The following is a 17,495-nucleotide window of genomic DNA, read 5'->3' on the forward strand; positions in this document are numbered from 1 at the left end:
CAAAGACGGCTCTCTTCGCGATACTGCCATGCCCTAGCACAAAGCGACTGGTCGGCATCCGAGAAGATGCAATTATGAAGGATGCGAGACCAATCTCTAACGTTAACCAACATCTGGAACCTCCCTTTCGCATAGCGTCAGGACGTTTTGTTGCCCCTGCCGCCTAGGATTCGGTCCCCCCGGATAAATTAAATGCTGGCTTACGAATCTGCCGAGAATAAGGCGGAGGGTGGCAAAACCATGCCGCGCGGATGTAAATTTTCCGCGTAAGGTGCGTACGGAGGGTCAGTTGGGATGGGTGCCTAGGCACACCGAAACGCGGGGCAATGGGCCGAGGTTTCTGGTGTGGGTGGCGGAGACGAAGGGATTCGAACCCTCGAGACCCTTCCGGGCCTACTCCCTTAGCAGGGGAGCGCCTTCGACCACTCGGCCACGTCTCCGTCGACCCGTTTAGAGAGGTCGCGCCGAAGAGACAAGGCAAAATTGGCCAGAAATTTAGCATTTTCTGAAGGTCTAATTTGTCCGGCCCCGGGGCGCGGTTCCTTGAGTGCAGATCTGCTTCATCCGAAATGCTGCTCTGCAGAAAAACGTTGCCGCCGATATCCCGTTCGACACCATTTCTTAGCAAGTCCAGCGCCACTGTAGTAACTCACACGAGAGCGTGAATGACTTGTGAAGCCAAACTAATTTGCCATCATGCTATTGTTATAAATTAATTTTTTCCACCACAGCGAAGCACCGCCGCTCTTAACCACCCTGACTTCTCCCCAATCTTGCTGCAGAGCCGAAACTTTGTTCATCCGGGCGTCGTTACTTCACCACAAACGATGACATCGCAATGATGCGATCTTAGAAAAACCCGAAGGAACACATTATGAAACTTATTCTTACAACAGCCGTCGCCGCATTGATTTCTACTGCTGCCGTCGCCGACAACTCTACCCGCTACAACGACATCTTCCTGGACACCTCGACTGGCGCGGGCGAAGTCTATGGCAACAATGACCGTATGCGCCCCGCAGGCGTGTCGACCAAAGCCAATGACATCACGTTAAACACTGCTGACGTAACCAAGAACGACGATACCGTGATGAGCAGCCGCAACGCTCTGAGAAGCCCCGGTGAAGGTTACATCTATGGTGGCTTTGGCGCGGGCAACGACAGCAAGTAAGCCGTTGACCACCCATTAAAAAAGCCCGGCAGTGCAAAACTGTCGGGCTTTTTGTATTAAGGCCACGCTAAACGGCCTACCAATGTAGCGATCAGGTGTTGAACAGAAAGTGCAGCACGTCGCCATCCTTAACGATGTAGCTTTTGCCTTCGGCGCGCATCTTGCCCGCTTCTTTCGCGGGTCCCTCACCGCCGAGGCCTATGAAATCGTCATAGGCGATAGTTTCGGCGCGAATGAAACCCTTCTCGAAATCACCGTGGATGACGCCCGCTGCTTTAGGTGCCGATGTGCCGGTTTTGATCGTCCAGGCGCGCGCTTCCTTGGGGCCGACGGTGAAATAGGTCTCAAGATGTAGCAACTCGTAGCCTGCGCGGATCAAACGATCGAGACCGGCCTCCTTCAGGCCCATCTCTTCGAGGAACATTTCGGCCTCTTCGGCCTCCAGCTGGCTGATCTCTTCTTCGATCTGGGCTGAGATCACCACATGGGAGTTGCCCTGTGCGGCGGCCATTTCAGCAACTTTGGCGGAATGGTCGTTGCCTTCGGCGGCTTCGGCCTCGCCCACGTTACAGACGTAAAGCACCGGCTTCGTGGTCAGCAATTGCAGCATGCGCCATGCCTTAGCGTCGTCTTCGTCGACTTCGACGACACGCGCGGGGTTGCCAGCCTCCAGCGCTTCCAGCGCCTTGCGCATCAGACGTTCCTGCTGCACCGCCTCCTTGTCGCCGCCGCGCACTTTGCGAACGATGTTTTGCAGTCGTTTCTCGATGCTTTCGATGTCTGCCAGCATCAATTCGGTGTCGATGGTTTCGGCATCGGCAACCGGGTCAACGCGGCCTTCGACGTGGGTCACGTCCCCGTCTTCAAAGCAGCGCAGCACATGGGCGATGGCATCGACTTCGCGGATATTGGCAAGGAACTGATTGCCCAAGCCCTCCCCTTTCGAAGCGCCTTTCACCAGACCGGCGATATCGACAAAGGTCATGCGCGTGGGGATGATGCTTTTCGACTTCGCGATCTCGGCCAATGTGTCGAGCCGCGCGTCAGGCACAGCAACTTCGCCGACGTTGGGCTCAATGGTGCAGAACGGAAAATTCGCCGCCTGCGCCGCTGCGGTGCGGGTCAGCGCGTTGAAAAGGGTCGATTTGCCGACGTTCGGCAGACCGACGATGCCCATTTTGAAACCCATGACGATACCCCTATAAAAGCTGCGCGTGTGTTAGGGGTAGCGGGCGCAAAGCGCAAGGCTCAGCGCGCGCGGCGGTCCTGATGCGCCTGATAGATCAAGATCCACGCGAGCAGAATGAACATCGGATGGGTCAGCCCGCCTGAGAAGATAATCGCGGGCACCCAGATCAGGAACACCACGATGGACAGGATCGGCCGTCCGATCAGCAGGATCGACAGCGGCGGCAGAAAAAGGGCGAGTACATAATTCATGCGCCATGAGATAGGAGGCTTTGCGCAAAATGGAAGGGCGCGCCGCGCAAAGCGGCCTCAAAGGGGAAATTTTGCCGCCCCCTGCCCCGCGGCGGATTGATTTTCGCCGCCACATTCGGCATTGCCGAGGAAAGCACCAAATGAGGCAAGCCACATGACCCGTATTGACGCCAAATTCGAAGACCTCCGCGCCCGCGGCAAAAAGGCGTTTGTCTCCTATGTGATGGCCGGTGACCCGGATTTTGATCGCTCCCTAGAGATCGTGCGCGGCTTGCCCGCCGCCGGGGTGGATATCATTGAACTGGGCCTGCCTTTCACCGATCCAATGGCCGACGGCCCGACGATCCAGCTTGCCGGTCAGCGCGCCCTTGCAGCAGGCATGACGCTGAAACGCACGCTCGAAATGGTTCGCGCCTTTCGCAAGGATGACGACACGACCCCAATCGTATTGATGGGCTATTACAACCCGATCTATTCTATGGGTGTTGAGAAGTTCTTAACCGAAGCCAAAGACGCCGGGATCGACGGGTTGATCGTGGTCGACCTGCCGCCCGAAGAAGACATCGAGCTGTGCCTGCCCGCGCAGGACGCCGGGCTGAACTTCATCCGCCTTGCCACGCCCACGACAGACGACAAGCGCCTGCCCCGCGTGGTGCAGAACACCTCTGGCTTTGTCTATTACGTCTCAATCACCGGTATCACCGGCTCAGCTGAGGCGAATGCCGCCGATGTCTCTCCCGAGGTTAAGCGCATTCAAAAGGCCAGCGGCCTGCCCGTCATCGTGGGCTTTGGCGTGAACACCCCCGAAAAAGCCCGCGCCATCGCCGAAGTGGCCGACGGTGTGGTGATCGGCTCAGCCATCGTCAACCGCATCGCCAATGGCGACAGTCCCGAGGATGTGTTGGCTTTCGTCAAATCCCTCGCTGACGGGGCGCATTCGGCGTAACCCACTACCCTAAAGAGATTAACCAAAGCCCGCGCCGCCTGATTGGCCGCGCGGGCTTTGCCGTTGGTAAGCCGTTCACAATTGCCAAGCCCTTCGCCAATTGCTACCCAAAGTTAACTCATTCAGCATAGGTGGCCCATGCCCGTCATCACCAGCATCGACGATCTCAAACGCATCTACAAACGGCGCGTGCCGCAGATGTTCTATGATTACGCAGAGTCGGGCAGCTGGACGGAGCAGACTTTCCGTGAGAACAGCAGCGACTTCGACCAAATCCGCCTGCGCCAACGGGTGGCGGTGGACATGTCGGGCCGCAGCACCGCGACCCAGATGATCGGCGAAGATGTGGCCATGCCCGTGGCCCTCGCACCTGTCGGGCTGACGGGCATGCAATGCGCCGATGGAGAGATCAAAGCCGCCCGCGCCGCAGAAGCCTTTGGCGTGCCCTTCACGCTCTCGACCATGTCGATCAACTCCATCGAAGACGTGGCCGAGGCGACGACAAAACCCTTTTGGTTCCAGCTTTATACCATGCGCGATCAGGATTATGTCAGCCGCCTGATCCAGCGCGCCAAGGATGCGAAATGCTCGGCCTTGGTCATCACGCTTGATCTGCAAATCCTTGGCCAGCGGCACAAAGATCTGAAAAACGGTCTGTCGGCCCCGCCCAAACTGACCGCCAAAACAATCGCCAACCTCGCCACCAAATGGGGCTGGGGGATCGAAATGCTGGGCGCGAAGCGGCGGCATTTCGGTAATATCGTCGGCCATGTGCATGGCGTGACCGACAATGCCGACCTCGGCGCGTGGACGGCGGAGCAGTTTGACCCCTCGCTTGACTGGGACAAGATTGCCAAGATCAAAGAGCAATGGGGCGGCAAAGTGATCCTCAAGGGGATTTTGGATGCCGAAGATGCACGGATGGCGCTGAAAGTCGGGGCCGATGCGATTATCGTCTCCAACCACGGCGGCCGCCAATTGGATGGCGCGCTCAGTTCAATCCGAATGCTACCCGAAATTCTCGACGCGGTGGGCGATCAGATCGAAGTGCATCTCGATGGCGGCATCCGTTCGGGTCAGGACGTGCTCAAAGCCATGGCGATGGGCGCGAAAGGCACCTACATCGGGCGTGCCTTTATCTACGGGCTGGGCGCGATGGGCCAACAGGGCGTGACCCGCGCGCTAGAGGTGATACACCGCGAATTGGACCTGACCATGGCGCTTTGCGGCGAGACGCAAGTGGCCAACCTTGGGCGGCACAACCTATTGATCCCCCGCAATTTTGGTGGCGATTGGCAGGAATGGCCGCGTGATCCGGCCAAATGCTGATCTTTCTCAGCCGCGAGCTGACCTTTCTCGCCACGCCCAAAACCGGGACAACGGCCGTGGAAATGGCGCTAAAGCCTGCGGCAGAAATCGTTTTTTCGCGCAATCGCAAGCACCTCACGGCCCTGCGTTATAAAAAACGTGTGCTGCCGTTCTTGCAGGATACCTTCTCGGCCTCACCCGAGCCGCTGGCGGTGATGCGCGACCCTATTGAGCAAATTCGCAGTTGGTATCGGTATCGCAGCCAGCCGCGACTGGATGGCAAAGCGCTTAGCACCAAGGGCTTGACCTTCGAGCAGTTCGCGCTCGAGGTGATCTCTGACGCGCCCCCGCCCCGCGCGCAGATCGGCAGCCAATTCTCCTTTCTCACCTCAGGCCAAGGCGACCTGTTGGTGCAGCACCTCTTTGCCTATGAAAGCCAACCTGCCTTCCGCGATTTTCTAGCGGATCGTTTGGGCCGTGAAATCAAACTGAAGCCCAAAAATGTCTCTCCCGATGTGCCTGCGCCGCTTTCCTCTGAGGTAGAAGCACGGCTGCGCGCCGCGCGGGCCAAGGAATTCGCCCTCTATGACCGGCTGATGGCAGCCGAAGGCTACCTGCATACACCGCAGGAATAGCCCGGCACCCGGCCCTTTTGCCCTTTCCAGCCAAGCAAAACCGGTCTATACGCGCGGCTTCACGCGGGAATACAGCCTTGGAGGATTCCCGCCCTAATAAATTGGAGACTAAAATGGCCGGAGAGATTCCTGATCTTGAAGCCCAGGTACGTACGGGGACAGGCAAGGGCGCCGCTCGTCAAGCACGTCGTGACGGCATGGTTCCTGGTATCGTATTTGGTGGTGACAACGAGCCGCTGCCGATCAATATCCCGTTCAACAAGCTGCTGACCCGCCTGCGTCAGGGCCGCTTTAAAGCGACCTTGTTCAACCTCAAGGTTGAAGGCCACGACGACGTTCGTGTGATCTGCCGCGACGTTCAGCGCCATGTTGTCAAAGACCTGCCCACGCACATCGACCTGATGCGCCTGAAGCGGACCACCAAGATCAACCTGTTCATCAACGTCGAAGTTAAAGGCGAAGAAGAATGCCCCGGCCTGAAAAAGGGTGGCGTGCTCACTCTGGTTCGTCCGGAAGTTGAACTGGTCGTGACTGCTGCGGACATCCCTGAGTTCGTGACCGTGGACGTCACCGGTCTTGAGATCGGCGACAGCGCAACCATCAGCCGCGTCGACCTGCCCGAAGGCGCCAAGCCCACAATCGACCGCGACTTTGTTATCGCGACGGTTTCGGCACCTGCCGGTCTGTCCGCGGCGGATGACGACGAAGACGACACTCCGGTTGACGAAGTGCCAACCACCGAAATGGGTCCGCCCGACGGTGAAGAATAAGCAATCTGCCGCAAGGCATTGCTGGAACGGGGTCGCATCACGCGGCCCCGTTTTGCGTATGGGGGGCGGGCAATTTCTTTGAAAGAAATCACTACGGAATTTTCAAAATATTCCGATGCACGGCAGGCCATTCCATCCCCCTGCCCCGCTTGCTAAACTGCACCGAACCACAGGAGACCCGCCATGAAACTGATCGTCGGCCTCGGCAATCCGGGCGCGAAATACGCCCGCAACCGCCACAACATCGGCTTCATGGCGCTCGACCGTATCGCGGAGGATCACGGTTTTGCCCCGTGGAAGGGCAAGTTTCAGGGAAGCGTGAGCGAGGGGCGCTTTGGTTCTGACCGGGCGGTGCTGCTCAAGCCCGAGACCTTTATGAACAACTCCGGCCAATCGGTGCAGGTCGCGATGAAGTTCTACAAGATCGACGCGAGCGATGTGATCGTCTTCCACGATGAGTTGGACCTCGCGCCGGGCAAGGTGAAATGCAAGACGGGCGGCGGCCATGCAGGTCATAACGGCCTGCGCTCAATCCACGCGCATATCGGGGCGGAGTATGATCGCGTACGCCTCGGCATCGGTCACCCCGGCCATAAAGACGCGGTGGCGGGCTATGTATTGCGCGATTTCCCCAAGGCTGATGAGGGCTGGCTGGACGATGTGCTGCGGGGCATTTCCGACGGCGCCGCTGACCTGGCGCGGGGCGACACCGGGCGGTTCATGAATGCCGTGGCCCTGCGCGTGGCCCCGCCGCGCTCAGGCACCGGCAGCAAGGGGCCCAAAAAACCCGCAGATGCAAAACCGCAATCCGCCCCCGCCACTCCCGCCGCATCTAAGCCGGAGGCGGAAGCCCAATCGCCCCTGCAAAAACTGATGGACCGCTTCCGCTGAGCAAATCAGCCTGACGCAATGTCGGGCTGGCCCCCGCCCCTGTGCCGTGGTTCACTAAAACCCAACAGGGGGGACATCATGCGAACATTCGGAAAATGGCTGGGCCGGGTCTTGCTGGCGCTTTTGGTGGCAGCGGTCGTCATCGGACTTTGGAAACGCGAAGAGATTGCGCGGCTTCTGGCGGTGAACTCTCTCTTCTCGGAAGAGAAGATCGTGCACAACTTCAGCCATATGGATGGTGCCTTCCTTTATGCACCCGTCTCGCGCGGCGACGGGCTGACCAGCGAACTGCCCTACGGCCCTGAAACCGAACTGCCCGAGACAGTCGACAACTGGATCGCTGCCCGCGACGTGACCTCGCTCGTTGTGTTAAAAGACGGCGCAATCGTCTATGAAAACTACTTCCAAGGCACCGGACCTGAGGACCGCCGCATTAGCTGGTCCGTGGCAAAAAGCTATCTCTCCGCTTTGGTGGGTATCTTGCTGGACGAAGGCAAAATTGCGTCCCTTGATGACCAAGTGACCAAATACGCCCCAACCCTCAAAGGCAGCGCCTATGACGGGGCGAGCTTACGCAACGTGCTGCATATGGCCAGCGGCGTCACCTTCGACGAAGACTATCTCGACTACGATTCGGACATCAACCGCATGGGCCGGGTCGTGGCCTTGGGGGGCAGGCTGGACGATTTCACCGCCGAGCTGACCGAGACTTTCACCGAGCCGGGCAGCCAGTGGCAGTATGTCTCGATCGACACCCATGTCATCGGCATGGTGGTGCGCGGCGCCACGGGGCGCGGTATTCCTGAGTTGCTGAGCGAAAAGGTCATCGCGCCTTTGGGGCTGGAATATGCGCCCTATTACATCGTCGACGGCTCAAGCACCGCCTTTGTGTTGGGCGGTCTTAACATGACCACGCGCGACTATGCCCGTTTTGGCCAGATGTACGCCCAAGGCGGGCAATGGAACGGCCAGCAGGTCGTGCCCGAAGCCTGGGTGCAAGCCTCGACCAGCCCCACCGCCCCCACCGCCGACGGCCAGATCGGATACGGCTACCAATGGTGGATCCCCGTGGGCGCGGCAGACGGGGAATATATGGCGCGCGGCATCTATGGCCAGTACATCTATGTCGACACGGCGCGTGATGTGGTCATCGCCACCAACGCCGCCGACCGCAAGTTCCGGGAGGCCGGCGTATCGGACCAGAACATTGAGATTTTCCGCGAGATCGCTACCTCAGTCTCAGGCGGGACATAAGGCACAAGGGGAAGACATGACACCCGACAGCAGCATCAACGTTTTAAACCAGCCGCTTGCCATCTGCGGGACCGACCCGGTCACGGGCTTCTTCCGCGATGGGCATTGCAACACCTGCGCACATGATCAGGGCAGCCACACGGTCTGCGCGGTGATGACGGCAGAGTTTCTGGCCTATTCGAAATACGTCGGCAATGACCTTAGCACCCCGCGCCCTGAGTTTGGCTTTGCGGGGCTAAAGCCGGGTGATCCATGGTGCCTTTGCGCGGCGCGATTCCTGCAGGCTGCGGATGAGGGGTGCGCCCCGCAGGTCCATCTTGCCGCGACCCACCAACGCGCGCTTGATATCGTGCCGCTGGCGGTGCTGCAAACCCACGCCATAGACCTGAGTGACGGATAACCATGCGCCTACGCCTCCTGCCCCTCCTGCTGCTTCTGCCTGCCACCGCTTGGGCCGAACCCATCCTGCGCCCTGCAGACAGCGCGCGGCTGGAAAACCTCGATGCCGCCTTTGGGAATGCCGCGATGCAAGCGCTCGCCGCGGGTGAATCTGGGGATGTCGCCGCCCTAACCCGCGCCCTTTCAGGCCAGCCTCAGGTGGCCTTCTCCGCCGATTTGCAGGGCGACTGGTCATGCCGCACGATCAAGCTGGGCGGGGTCAGCCCGCTGGTGGCCTACTCCCCCTTCAAATGCCGCTTTACCGCGACCGACCGCGGTTTTGCCTTTGAAAAGCTCACCGGATCACAGCTGACGCGGGGGGAGATCACCCTGCGCGATGGCCGCGCTGTCTATGCGGGCGTGGGCTATGTCCGGGGCGAAACACCGCCCGACTATGCCGATCTGCCAGCGGATTTCACCTCTGGCGGTAAGGTGCAAAGTGACGTGGCGGTCTTCCAGCGGATCAGTCCGACACGGGCCCGGCTGCTGTTTCCGTCACCGGCTGTGGAAAGCGATTTCGATATTCTGGAACTGACGCGCTAAGGCGCCACGCCGCCCTTAGGCCGCGTGGCAGAGTTGTAGTTTCGACTTGGGACGCGGCATCAGCGCATCGTCCATCAGATCTTCGATAAATGTACTCAAAAGCTGGGTTCGCCCGGTCACGCCCGCCTTGCGATAAATCGCATTGGTCTGTGCCTTCACGGTCCCTTCGGAAGTGCCGCGCATCTCAGCAATGTCGCGTGTATTCAAACCCTTAGTCAAGAAAATCGCCACATCCCGTTCGGCCGGGGTGAGGTGCCATTCGCGAAAGTGTTCTTCGAGCACATCAGCGAATTCCACCGTACAATGGCGCAACGCCGTCTCTGCTTTTTCCGCGCGTTGGAGGCTCATCCGAAGGGCCATCCAGCCCAGTACGACCCCAAGGATCAGACCCAAAACTTGGATCCCCTTGTTCGGTCCAATATCAGCGAGCGGAGTCCCAAATAGAGTCACGCCGCGCCCTTCCAGTGCAAAAACGAGCACGAAATACACAGTGGCGTTGAACTGTAGTGCGGCGATAACCCACAGCGCGATCTTTTTCTTATTATTCATGGTGAAGCCTTGCCTTGATGTCCGCCGTATCTAACCGCGGCACACCGAAGTGCAAGGGATGGCGGCCATGCGCCATGATCAACCCTTAGTGATTTGGCACCCGCCCCGAAGGGCGAGTGCGTGTTCTTGAGGCCAGTTTGAGGTTGCGGTTCTGGCCGGAAGAGTCTTTTAGCGCAACGCCTTAGCAGGCGACGGGCCTTAGCTTAGCGCGGGAAGCTGTTCACTTCTGCAGCATCTTGCGCGGCAGGGAAGACGGTGATGGTGACGTCGGATGTGTCTTCGGCGCGGAAGGTGCCGCTGTTGAAGATGTCCAGTTTCACACTGTCGACCGCGTCGTTGCGGCTGGAGTAGGAAACGCCTGTTTCTGCTTTGTCGTTATAGCCGATTTGCTGGCCTTCCATGCCCTGTGCGAAAGCGGCGGAACCTGCTGTAGCAAGGATCAGGGCGGTTGTTACGAGTGTCTTTTTCATTGTCGTGTCCTTTCGGGGGGAAAGTTGGGTTTGGTCCGCGATTAGCGCGGGAAGCGGTTCACAGACTCATCGCTCTGCTCGGTTGGGAAGACGGTGATCGTGATGTCCGACAGGTCTTCGGCGCGCAGGATGCCGTGTTTGAAGACTTCGAGTTTGGTCTCATCCACGGTTTCGCTGCGGCTGGAGTAGGAGACGCCATTGTCAGCTTTGTCGTTATAGCCGATGCGCTGGCCTTCCATGCCTTGAGCGAAAGCAGCGGTGCCTGCTGTTGCAAGGATCAGTGCGGCGGTTGCGAGTGTCTTTTTCATATCGTGTTCCTTTTCATTCCCGGGGTGAGTTGCGAGCCGCTCAGTAGCGATGCGGCATCGTCGGGATGACATGGAAAAGGGCATTCGAGGGGGTATTGGCTATCGACCCGGGGTTTAAATCGACCGATCTAAACCCCTGGAAGAGCGTCATAAACCTTGGTTTATGGGGCAGCCGAAGGGCAAAAAGCGAAGGGAGATTGCCTTAGCGTCAAGCCTGTAAGGGCGAAACCACGTTTCGCCGGCAGGCGCGCTGTCGGTAAACGAAGGCTAGCCGGTCTTTTCCCTTTGGGAAAGTTTTTTCGTGCTTTTTCTTGAAAGAACTTCGCCCCCTGCCCAAAGTTTATGCGCAAATCGCAAACTTTGTGACGCCAAACGCAAAACGGGCCCGCGTTCTCACGCAGGCCCGTCAAGATCGGCTTAGATTCGGTGCTGATTTAGGCGAATTCACCCATGTCGAAATCCAGCGCGCGGGCGACGGTAAAGATGTCCTTGTCGCCCCGGCCACACATGTTCATCACCAGCAGGTGGTCTTTCGGCAGTTCAGGCGCGATCTTCATCACATGCGCCAGCGCGTGGCTGGGCTCCAGCGCCGGGATGATCCCTTCAAGCGCACAGGACAGCTGGAACGCTTCCAGCGCCTCACGGTCGGTAATCGAGACATATTTCGCGCGGCCAATGTCATGCAGCCACGAATGTTCTGGCCCGATGCCGGGATAGTCGAGCCCCGCCGAGATTGAGAACCCTTCAAGGATCTGCCCATCGTCGTCCTGCAACAGATAGGTGCGATTGCCGTGCAGCACGCCGGGGCGACCGCCAGTCAGCGACGCGCAATGCTCCATCTTTTCGTTAACGCCTTTGCCGCCCGCTTCGACGCCAATGATGTTGACCGATTTGTCGTCAAGGAACGGATAGAACAGACCCATGGCGTTGGACCCACCACCAATAGCGGCGATCAGCGTGTCGGGCAGACGGCCCTCGGCCTCCTGCATCTGCTCGCGGACTTCCTTGCCGATGATGCTTTGAAAATCGCGGACCATCGCAGGATAGGGGTGCGGCCCGGCCACGGTGCCGATGCAATAGAAGGTGTCGCGCACATTGGTCACCCAGTCGCGCAGCGCGTCGTTCATCGCGTCTTTCAGCGTGCCACGACCAGAGGTCACAGGCACGACTTCGGCACCCAGCAGGCGCATGCGGAAAACATTGGGCGCCTGACGCTCAACATCATGCGCGCCCATATAGACCACGCATTTCAGCCCGAACTTGGCACAGACCGTCGCCGTGGCGACCCCGTGCTGGCCCGCCCCGGTTTCCGCGATGATGCGTTTCTTGCCCATGCGCCGCGCCAAAATGATCTGGCCCAGCACGTTGTTGATCTTATGCGCGCCGGTATGGTTCAATTCGTCGCGCTTCATATAGACCTTCGCACCACCCAGATGCTCGGTCAGCCGTTCGGCGTGATAAAGCGGGCTGGGGCGGCCAACGTAGTGGGTCCACAGATCATGCATCTCGGCCCAGAAACTATCGTCGATCTTAGCCTTCTCATATTGCTCTTCCAGCTCAAGAATGAGCGGCATCAGCGTTTCTGAGACAAAGCGCCCGCCGAAATCGCCGAAACGGCCCTGTTCGTCGGGGCCGGTCATGAAGCTGTTGAAAAGATCGTTGGCCATTGCGCCTCTCCTAGAATGTCGCGCCAGCCTTACCGCAGCACGCCCGCCTGCGCCACCATGAGTTTCGCGCGAAAGGTGGGCGGGCAAGGCTTCGCGCTAGTCGAAGAGTTTGAACAGCTCGCGTTTCAAGGCATTCTCCAGCTCATCCTTCACGATATCCTCGGTCGAGCGGCTGTCATCTGGCGCGATGTTCAACTCATCTTGGATTTTCTGGCGCACCACATCCTCGGCCCGCTGTTTTTCCTCGGCAAAGTTCAGATCAATCGCGGCGCGCAGGTCGGCCTTGATCTCAGGGTCGGCCCACGGCCCCGTGATCCGCACCGGCACCGCCAGCCCACCGCGCGACGCATTGACGCGCAGCGCTTTGGGCGTGACCGTATAGTCGAGCGTCCGAGCGCCTAGATTAACCTGCCCTGCCCCGGTCGCGTTGAAGTTCGGCAGCAGCATCAGCAGATCGTCATTGCGCAGGATGCCCCCGGCAATGTCAAAACTCGCCTCCACGGAATCAAATACCGTGCTGCCGCCCTTGGCATCGACCGACCCCAACAGCGCGTCCAGATCGATCCCCGCAATCGTGCCGCGCCCCATGGTCAGCACTCCCGACCCACTGAGCGAGCGCATGATCGCATCCACCGATTGCCCGGAGCCGAGGAACGACACTTCGGCAGTTCCGTCCCCGGTAAAACGCGTCACCCCGGCGGCATCCTCCAACAGATCGCGCATCTGAACGCCCTGCGCCGTCAGCTTGCCCCCAACCGACAGGCCGCTACGGTTGTTCATCACGAACTCGCCCACGACCTTGCCGCCATAGGCGCTCATATCCTGCAGATCGAACACCATCCGCGCGCGGTCGTTGCGCAGCACGGCGCGTGTGGCCCCAAGCGCGAGTTGCCCCAGATCAATGCTCTCGGCACTCAGCGCGATGTCACCGTCAAAGGCCGCAAGCCAGTCCGCGTTGATTTCCTGCCGTGACCACCCCTCAAGACCCGCCGCTGTCGGGCTGCCGTTGCTGCCCGTCTCTGTGGCTTCATCCGACAGGGCCGAGAGGTCCAGCGCCCCGGTGCGCAGGTTCGCGGTAATCCTCGGCGTGCCGTTCAGCGCCAGATCAGCTTGCCCGGTCAGGCTGTTGCCGCCCAAATCCAATGCGATGTTGCGCAGCGCCAAGCGCCGATCTGCCGTCAGCGTCAGCCCACCGCGCAGATCGACCGACTGCCCCAAGCCCCGCGGCAGCGTGACACCGCCCGCGCCAAAGGACGCCAGAAACCGTGCCGTATCGGCGCTGTCGATCCGCAGGTCGCCCGCCAGCGCACCATTAAGCGATCCGCGCCCGTCAAAAGAGATTTCGCCGCCCCGCGTCGCGACATCCGCACGTAAGGGCTGAACGCCCCCCTCCAAAAAATCCGCAAAACCGTCGATCCGCGCGGTAAGCTGCACCGCCTCTCCCGCGGGCGCCATGCTGGCGGTGATATCCGCCGCCCCGCCTTGCTCTGGCCAATCAAGCGCCAGATCAACACCTTCATAGCGCAACACATCAGCGCCTTCCGCGTCATAGATCAGCGTGGCATCTGTCACGGTCAGTTTCTGAATGCTCAGGGGCCGCCGGCTGGCGGTCGGTTCGCTCTCGGTCTCAATCCGCGCACCGCTGGCGCTGTCGGTGAACTGCCAACTTGCCCGCCCGTCGCGGCGCTGCTCCAGACGGATCACCGGGCTTTGCGCGGCAATATTGGTGATGCGGATTTCACCACGTAGCAAAGCGCCCGCATCCACACCAATTGCCGCATTGGCCGCCGTCAGCATCGCGCCCTTGTCGGTCCAATCGGCATTGCCGACCTCAAGCCCGCCTGCTGTCACACCAAGTACAGGCCAAAAGGTCACGCCCACATCACCGGTGATCGACACCTCCCGCCCGGTCATCCGGCTGAGTTGGTCACTGGCAATCCGCGCGATCCGTTCGCCAGGCAGCAGGAACAGCGCCCCCAGCATGATCACAACAATCAGCAACAGCGCGCCGATACCGCGTATAATCCATCTCATGGCACTCTCCTCTTGCCCGGCGGCTCTTTCCCCGGTCACCCGCATGCCTTATAGCGCAAGCCATGAGCACAAACCCACCCAATCTGCGCCCTGACCTCGCCCCGCAAGCGAAGATCAGCAACCCCGCCCGTCCTGGCCAGCCGACAATCGGCATGGTCAGCCTTGGCTGCCCCAAGGCGCTGGTGGACTCTGAACGCATTCTCACGCGGCTGCGCGCCGAAGGCTATGGCGTCTCGCCTGACTATGCGGGCGCAGATGCGGTGATCGTGAACACTTGCGGGTTTCTGGACAGCGCCAAGGCGGAAAGCCTCGACGCCATTGGCGAAGCGCTTAAGGAAAATGGCAAGGTCATCGTCACCGGCTGTTTGGGGGCCGAGCCGGATTACATCCGTGAGCATCACCCCAAGATCCTCGCCGTGACTGGCCCGCATCAATACGAGCAGGTGCTCGACGCGGTGCATGGCGCGGTGCCGCCCAGCCCTGACCCGTTTATCGATTTGCTACCCGCGCAACAGGTCTCGCTGACCCCGCGCCACTATAGCTACCTCAAGATTTCCGAGGGCTGTAACCACAAGTGCAAGTTCTGCATCATTCCTGACATGCGCGGCCGCCTGCAATCGCGCCCCGCCCATGCGGTCATGCGCGAGGCCGAACGGCTGGTCGACAATGGCGTTAAGGAACTCTTGGTCATCAGCCAAGATACCTCTGCCTACGGCGTTGACATCAAACACGCCGAAGACCGTGGCCATCGTGCGCATATCACCGATCTGGCGCGTGATCTTGGCTCGCTTGGCGCTTGGGTACGCCTGCACTATGTCTACCCCTACCCCCATGTGCGCAAACTGATCCCGCTCATGGCCGAAGGTCTGGTGCTGCCCTATTTAGACATCCCGTTCCAGCACGCGCACCCGGACGTGCTGAAACGCATGGCCCGCCCTGCGGCGGCGTCAAAAACCCTCGATGAGATTGCCGCATGGCGCGACACCTGCCCCGACATCACCCTGCGTTCGACATTCATCGTCGGCTATCCGGGTGAGACTGAGGCGGAGTTCCAAACCCTGCTCGACTGGCTCGACGAGGCGCAACTCGACCGCGTCGGATGCTTCCAATACGAAAACGTCGAAGGCGCACGCTCAAATGCGCTGCCCGACCATGTGCCCGCAGAGGTCAAACAAGACCGCTGGGATCGCTTCATGGAAAAGGCCCAAGCCATCTCCGAGGCCAAGCTCGCCGCGAAGGTCGGCAAGCGCATCGATGTGATCGTGGACGAAATCGACGAGGATGCCGCCACCTGCCGCACCAAGGCCGACGCGCCCGAGATCGATGGCAACCTGTTCATTGATGAGGATTTCCAGAACCTCAAGGTCGGCGATATCGTCACTGTCGAAGTCGAAGAAGCTGGCGAATACGACCTCTGGGGACGTCAGATCACCTGACGCCCCCTAGGGCTGCCTTAGACGTAAGCGCCCGCCGAATAGGTCAGCTCATAGCTGTGGCTGTAAAGCTCGAACACGATGCCAAAGGGGTCTTCGACATAGACCATGCGGTAGGGCTTTTCGCCGGGGAAATATTCCCGCACCGGCATGCGCTGCTTGCCGCCCGCCGCGACGATGCGTTCCAATAGCCCTTCGACATCCGGGTCTTGGATGGCAAAGTGGAAGGTGCCGTGGCGCTTGTGCTCTAGCTTTTCTTCGGGGGCGTAATTGCCGGGGAACTCGAAGATCTCAATGCCGATGCCATCCGCCGTGGCGAGATGGGCAATGCGCAGTGATCCCCAGCCGGGACCGAAAACATCGGTGCACATGACGCCGATGGCGGTGTCATCCTCCACCGCTTCGGTGGGCTGCATCACGACGTAGAACCCAAGCACTTCGGAATAGAAATCAACGGCGGCGTCGAGGTCTGGCACAGATAGGCCGATGTGGGAAAAGGTACGGGGGGTGGTCATAGTCAATCTCCTGTTTGCGTTGAGGTTGAGATAGACAGGCGCACCCCATGTGTGAAATTATCAAACCTCATGAAAATCATAATGAAACGTTTTCCATGCTGAACGCCACCTGGCTCGAGACCTTCACCACCCTTTGTGAGACCGGCCATTTCACCCGCACAGCGGAGCGGTTGAACATGACCCAGCCCGGCGTGTCACAACATCTGCGCAAGCTTGAGGATCAACTGGGCCAACCGCTGATCGCACGGGAGGGGAAGAGTTTTACCCTGACCCCGGCGGGTGAGGCGCTGTTTGAGACTGGCCTTGCCCGGCGACGCGAAGAACAGCAGTTGCGCGAACGGATCGCCACCGACCTGCCCGACCGGGGCGTGGTGCATATCGCCTGTTCCGGCAGTTTCGCCATGCTTCTGCATCCGCTGCTGCTGGATTGGATGGAGCAAGCGCCGGACCTCACCCTGCATCTCGAAGCCGCCCCCCAAGCCACAATCCGCGCCGGACTGCTTGATGGGCGGTTTGATCTGGGCGTCTTGGCCGATGATCCCGCCCATGCTCGGCTGGAAGCCCAGCATCTGGGCCGCGAAGAACTTTGTCTTATCCTGCCGGTTAATATGTTGGAACCAATAGATAGCTTCGCCGATCTCGAAGTGCGCGGCTTCATCGCGCACCCCGATGGCTTTACCTATGCCGATGATCTGTTGCAGCTTAATTTCCCCGACAGCTATCCGGGGGCGGACCGGATGCGCCTGCGCGGCTATGTGAACCAAATCGGCCAGATCCCGGCAGCGGTCGCGCGGGGTTTGGGCTACACGCTTTTGCCCCGCAGCGGGGTCGAGACTTTTGCGGCGAAAGATCGGCTTCGGCTGGTGCCGCTGCCGAAACGACGCTGGCATGATCTTTGGCTCGCCTCGCGGCGTGGGCGGCCCCTGCCCGCCCGAATGCGCAGGGCGGCAGAACTTATCGCTGAGGCAGCTGCGAGATTGCACTAGGCCGCACAATTCGCCGATATTGTGGAACCAAACCGCCCCGCTACTAGATATACCTACAAGAAAGGGCGCGACGACGGAGAGACTTGAACATGTTCCCTTTCTGTTCTATATGTAGAACGCAGTAGCAGAGGAATGAC

General features: G+C 59.8%; 19 protein-coding genes and 1 tRNA gene. 11 read left to right on the forward strand and 9 right to left on the reverse strand.

The window, feature by feature from the left end:
* Window positions 1-350 precede the first annotated feature (350 nt).
* A tRNA-Ser gene (locus DSM14862_RS12005) sits at window positions 351-440 on the reverse strand.
* 434 nt (window positions 441-874) lie between these two features.
* On the opposite strand from DSM14862_RS12005, the gene DSM14862_RS12010 reads away from it, so the two are divergent.
* Window positions 875-1,171, forward strand: a complete 297-nt coding sequence (locus DSM14862_RS12010) for a hypothetical protein (RefSeq protein WP_007117517.1) — start codon at window positions 875-877, stop codon at window positions 1,169-1,171.
* 91 nt (window positions 1,172-1,262) lie between these two features.
* Here DSM14862_RS12010 and ychF read toward each other — a convergent pair whose 3' ends face one another.
* Window positions 1,263-2,360, reverse strand: a complete 1,098-nt coding sequence (ychF, locus tag DSM14862_RS12015) for a redox-regulated ATPase YchF (RefSeq protein ID WP_007117518.1) — start codon at window positions 2,358-2,360, stop codon at window positions 1,263-1,265.
* 59 nt (window positions 2,361-2,419) lie between these two features.
* Window positions 2,420-2,611 (reverse strand): hypothetical protein, encoded by a 192-nt coding sequence (locus DSM14862_RS12020; RefSeq protein WP_007117519.1) that lies wholly within the window; start codon window positions 2,609-2,611, stop codon window positions 2,420-2,422.
* Window positions 2,612-2,765: 154 nt separating this feature from the next.
* Between DSM14862_RS12020 and trpA the strand changes: the two genes are divergently transcribed.
* From trpA to DSM14862_RS12060, 8 genes are all read left to right on the forward strand, one after another.
* Window positions 2,766-3,557, forward strand: a complete 792-nt coding sequence (trpA, locus tag DSM14862_RS12025; protein ID WP_007117520.1) for a tryptophan synthase subunit alpha — start codon at window positions 2,766-2,768, stop codon at window positions 3,555-3,557.
* Between the two features lie 138 nt (window positions 3,558-3,695).
* Entirely contained in the window at window positions 3,696-4,886 is a 1,191-nt protein-coding gene (locus DSM14862_RS12030; protein ID WP_007117521.1) for an alpha-hydroxy acid oxidase, read from the forward strand.
* Complete coding sequence (locus tag DSM14862_RS12035; RefSeq protein WP_007117522.1) at window positions 4,880-5,500, forward strand: hypothetical protein; 621 nt, start codon at window positions 4,880-4,882, stop codon at window positions 5,498-5,500. The genes DSM14862_RS12030 and DSM14862_RS12035 overlap by 7 nt, the downstream gene beginning before the upstream one ends.
* 113 nt (window positions 5,501-5,613) lie before the next feature.
* The gene (locus DSM14862_RS12040) at window positions 5,614-6,270 is read left to right on the forward strand and encodes a 50S ribosomal protein L25/general stress protein Ctc (RefSeq protein ID WP_007117523.1); all 657 of its coding nucleotides are present in this window, start codon (window positions 5,614-5,616) and stop codon (window positions 6,268-6,270) included.
* Between the two features lie 183 nt (window positions 6,271-6,453).
* Window positions 6,454-7,161 (forward strand): aminoacyl-tRNA hydrolase, encoded by a 708-nt coding sequence (gene pth, locus DSM14862_RS12045; protein ID WP_007117524.1) that lies wholly within the window; start codon window positions 6,454-6,456, stop codon window positions 7,159-7,161.
* A 78-nt stretch (window positions 7,162-7,239) separates the two neighbouring features.
* Entirely contained in the window at window positions 7,240-8,415 is a 1,176-nt protein-coding gene (locus DSM14862_RS12050) for a serine hydrolase domain-containing protein (protein WP_007117525.1), read from the forward strand.
* Between the two features lie 16 nt (window positions 8,416-8,431).
* Window positions 8,432-8,815 (forward strand): DUF2237 family protein, encoded by a 384-nt coding sequence (locus tag DSM14862_RS12055; protein ID WP_007117526.1) that lies wholly within the window; start codon window positions 8,432-8,434, stop codon window positions 8,813-8,815.
* Window positions 8,816-8,817: 2 nt separating this feature from the next.
* Window positions 8,818-9,396, forward strand: a complete 579-nt coding sequence (locus tag DSM14862_RS12060) for a DUF4893 domain-containing protein (RefSeq protein ID WP_007117527.1) — start codon at window positions 8,818-8,820, stop codon at window positions 9,394-9,396.
* Window positions 9,397-9,411: 15 nt separating this feature from the next.
* On the opposite strand, the gene DSM14862_RS12065 is transcribed toward DSM14862_RS12060, so the two are convergent.
* From DSM14862_RS12065 to DSM14862_RS12085, 5 genes are all read right to left on the reverse strand, one after another.
* Window positions 9,412-9,945, reverse strand: coding sequence for a helix-turn-helix transcriptional regulator (locus DSM14862_RS12065; RefSeq protein ID WP_007117528.1), 534 nt, complete (start codon window positions 9,943-9,945; stop codon window positions 9,412-9,414).
* A 203-nt stretch (window positions 9,946-10,148) separates the two neighbouring features.
* Window positions 10,149-10,415: a hypothetical protein gene (locus DSM14862_RS12070; RefSeq protein WP_007117529.1), complete on the reverse strand. Its 267-nt coding sequence runs from the start codon at window positions 10,413-10,415 to the stop codon at window positions 10,149-10,151.
* A gap of 41 nt (window positions 10,416-10,456) precedes the next feature.
* Window positions 10,457-10,723 carry a hypothetical protein gene (locus tag DSM14862_RS12075; RefSeq protein WP_007117530.1) on the reverse strand — a complete coding sequence of 89 codons (267 nt, stop codon included), beginning with the start codon at window positions 10,721-10,723 and terminating at the stop codon, window positions 10,457-10,459.
* 434 nt (window positions 10,724-11,157) lie between these two features.
* Complete coding sequence (gene trpB, locus DSM14862_RS12080) at window positions 11,158-12,390, reverse strand: tryptophan synthase subunit beta (RefSeq protein ID WP_007117531.1); 1,233 nt, start codon at window positions 12,388-12,390, stop codon at window positions 11,158-11,160.
* Between the two features lie 96 nt (window positions 12,391-12,486).
* Window positions 12,487-14,424, reverse strand: coding sequence for an AsmA family protein (locus DSM14862_RS12085; RefSeq protein WP_007117532.1), 1,938 nt, complete (start codon window positions 14,422-14,424; stop codon window positions 12,487-12,489).
* A gap of 62 nt (window positions 14,425-14,486) precedes the next feature.
* On the opposite strand from DSM14862_RS12085, the gene rimO reads away from it, so the two are divergent.
* Window positions 14,487-15,860 (forward strand): 30S ribosomal protein S12 methylthiotransferase RimO, encoded by a 1,374-nt coding sequence (rimO, locus tag DSM14862_RS12090; protein ID WP_007117533.1) that lies wholly within the window; start codon window positions 14,487-14,489, stop codon window positions 15,858-15,860.
* Between the two features lie 17 nt (window positions 15,861-15,877).
* Here rimO and DSM14862_RS12095 read toward each other — a convergent pair whose 3' ends face one another.
* Window positions 15,878-16,372, reverse strand: a complete 495-nt coding sequence (locus DSM14862_RS12095; protein WP_007117534.1) for a lactoylglutathione lyase family protein — start codon at window positions 16,370-16,372, stop codon at window positions 15,878-15,880.
* 95 nt (window positions 16,373-16,467) lie between these two features.
* Here DSM14862_RS12095 and DSM14862_RS12100 point away from each other — a divergent pair, with 95 nt between their 5' ends.
* Window positions 16,468-17,358: a LysR family transcriptional regulator gene (locus DSM14862_RS12100; RefSeq protein ID WP_040700543.1), complete on the forward strand. Its 891-nt coding sequence runs from the start codon at window positions 16,468-16,470 to the stop codon at window positions 17,356-17,358.
* The last annotated feature ends 137 nt before the right edge of the window (window positions 17,359-17,495 follow it).

The organism is Sulfitobacter indolifex, assembly GCF_022788655.1.
Taxonomy (GTDB): domain Bacteria; phylum Pseudomonadota; class Alphaproteobacteria; order Rhodobacterales; family Rhodobacteraceae; genus Sulfitobacter; species Sulfitobacter indolifex.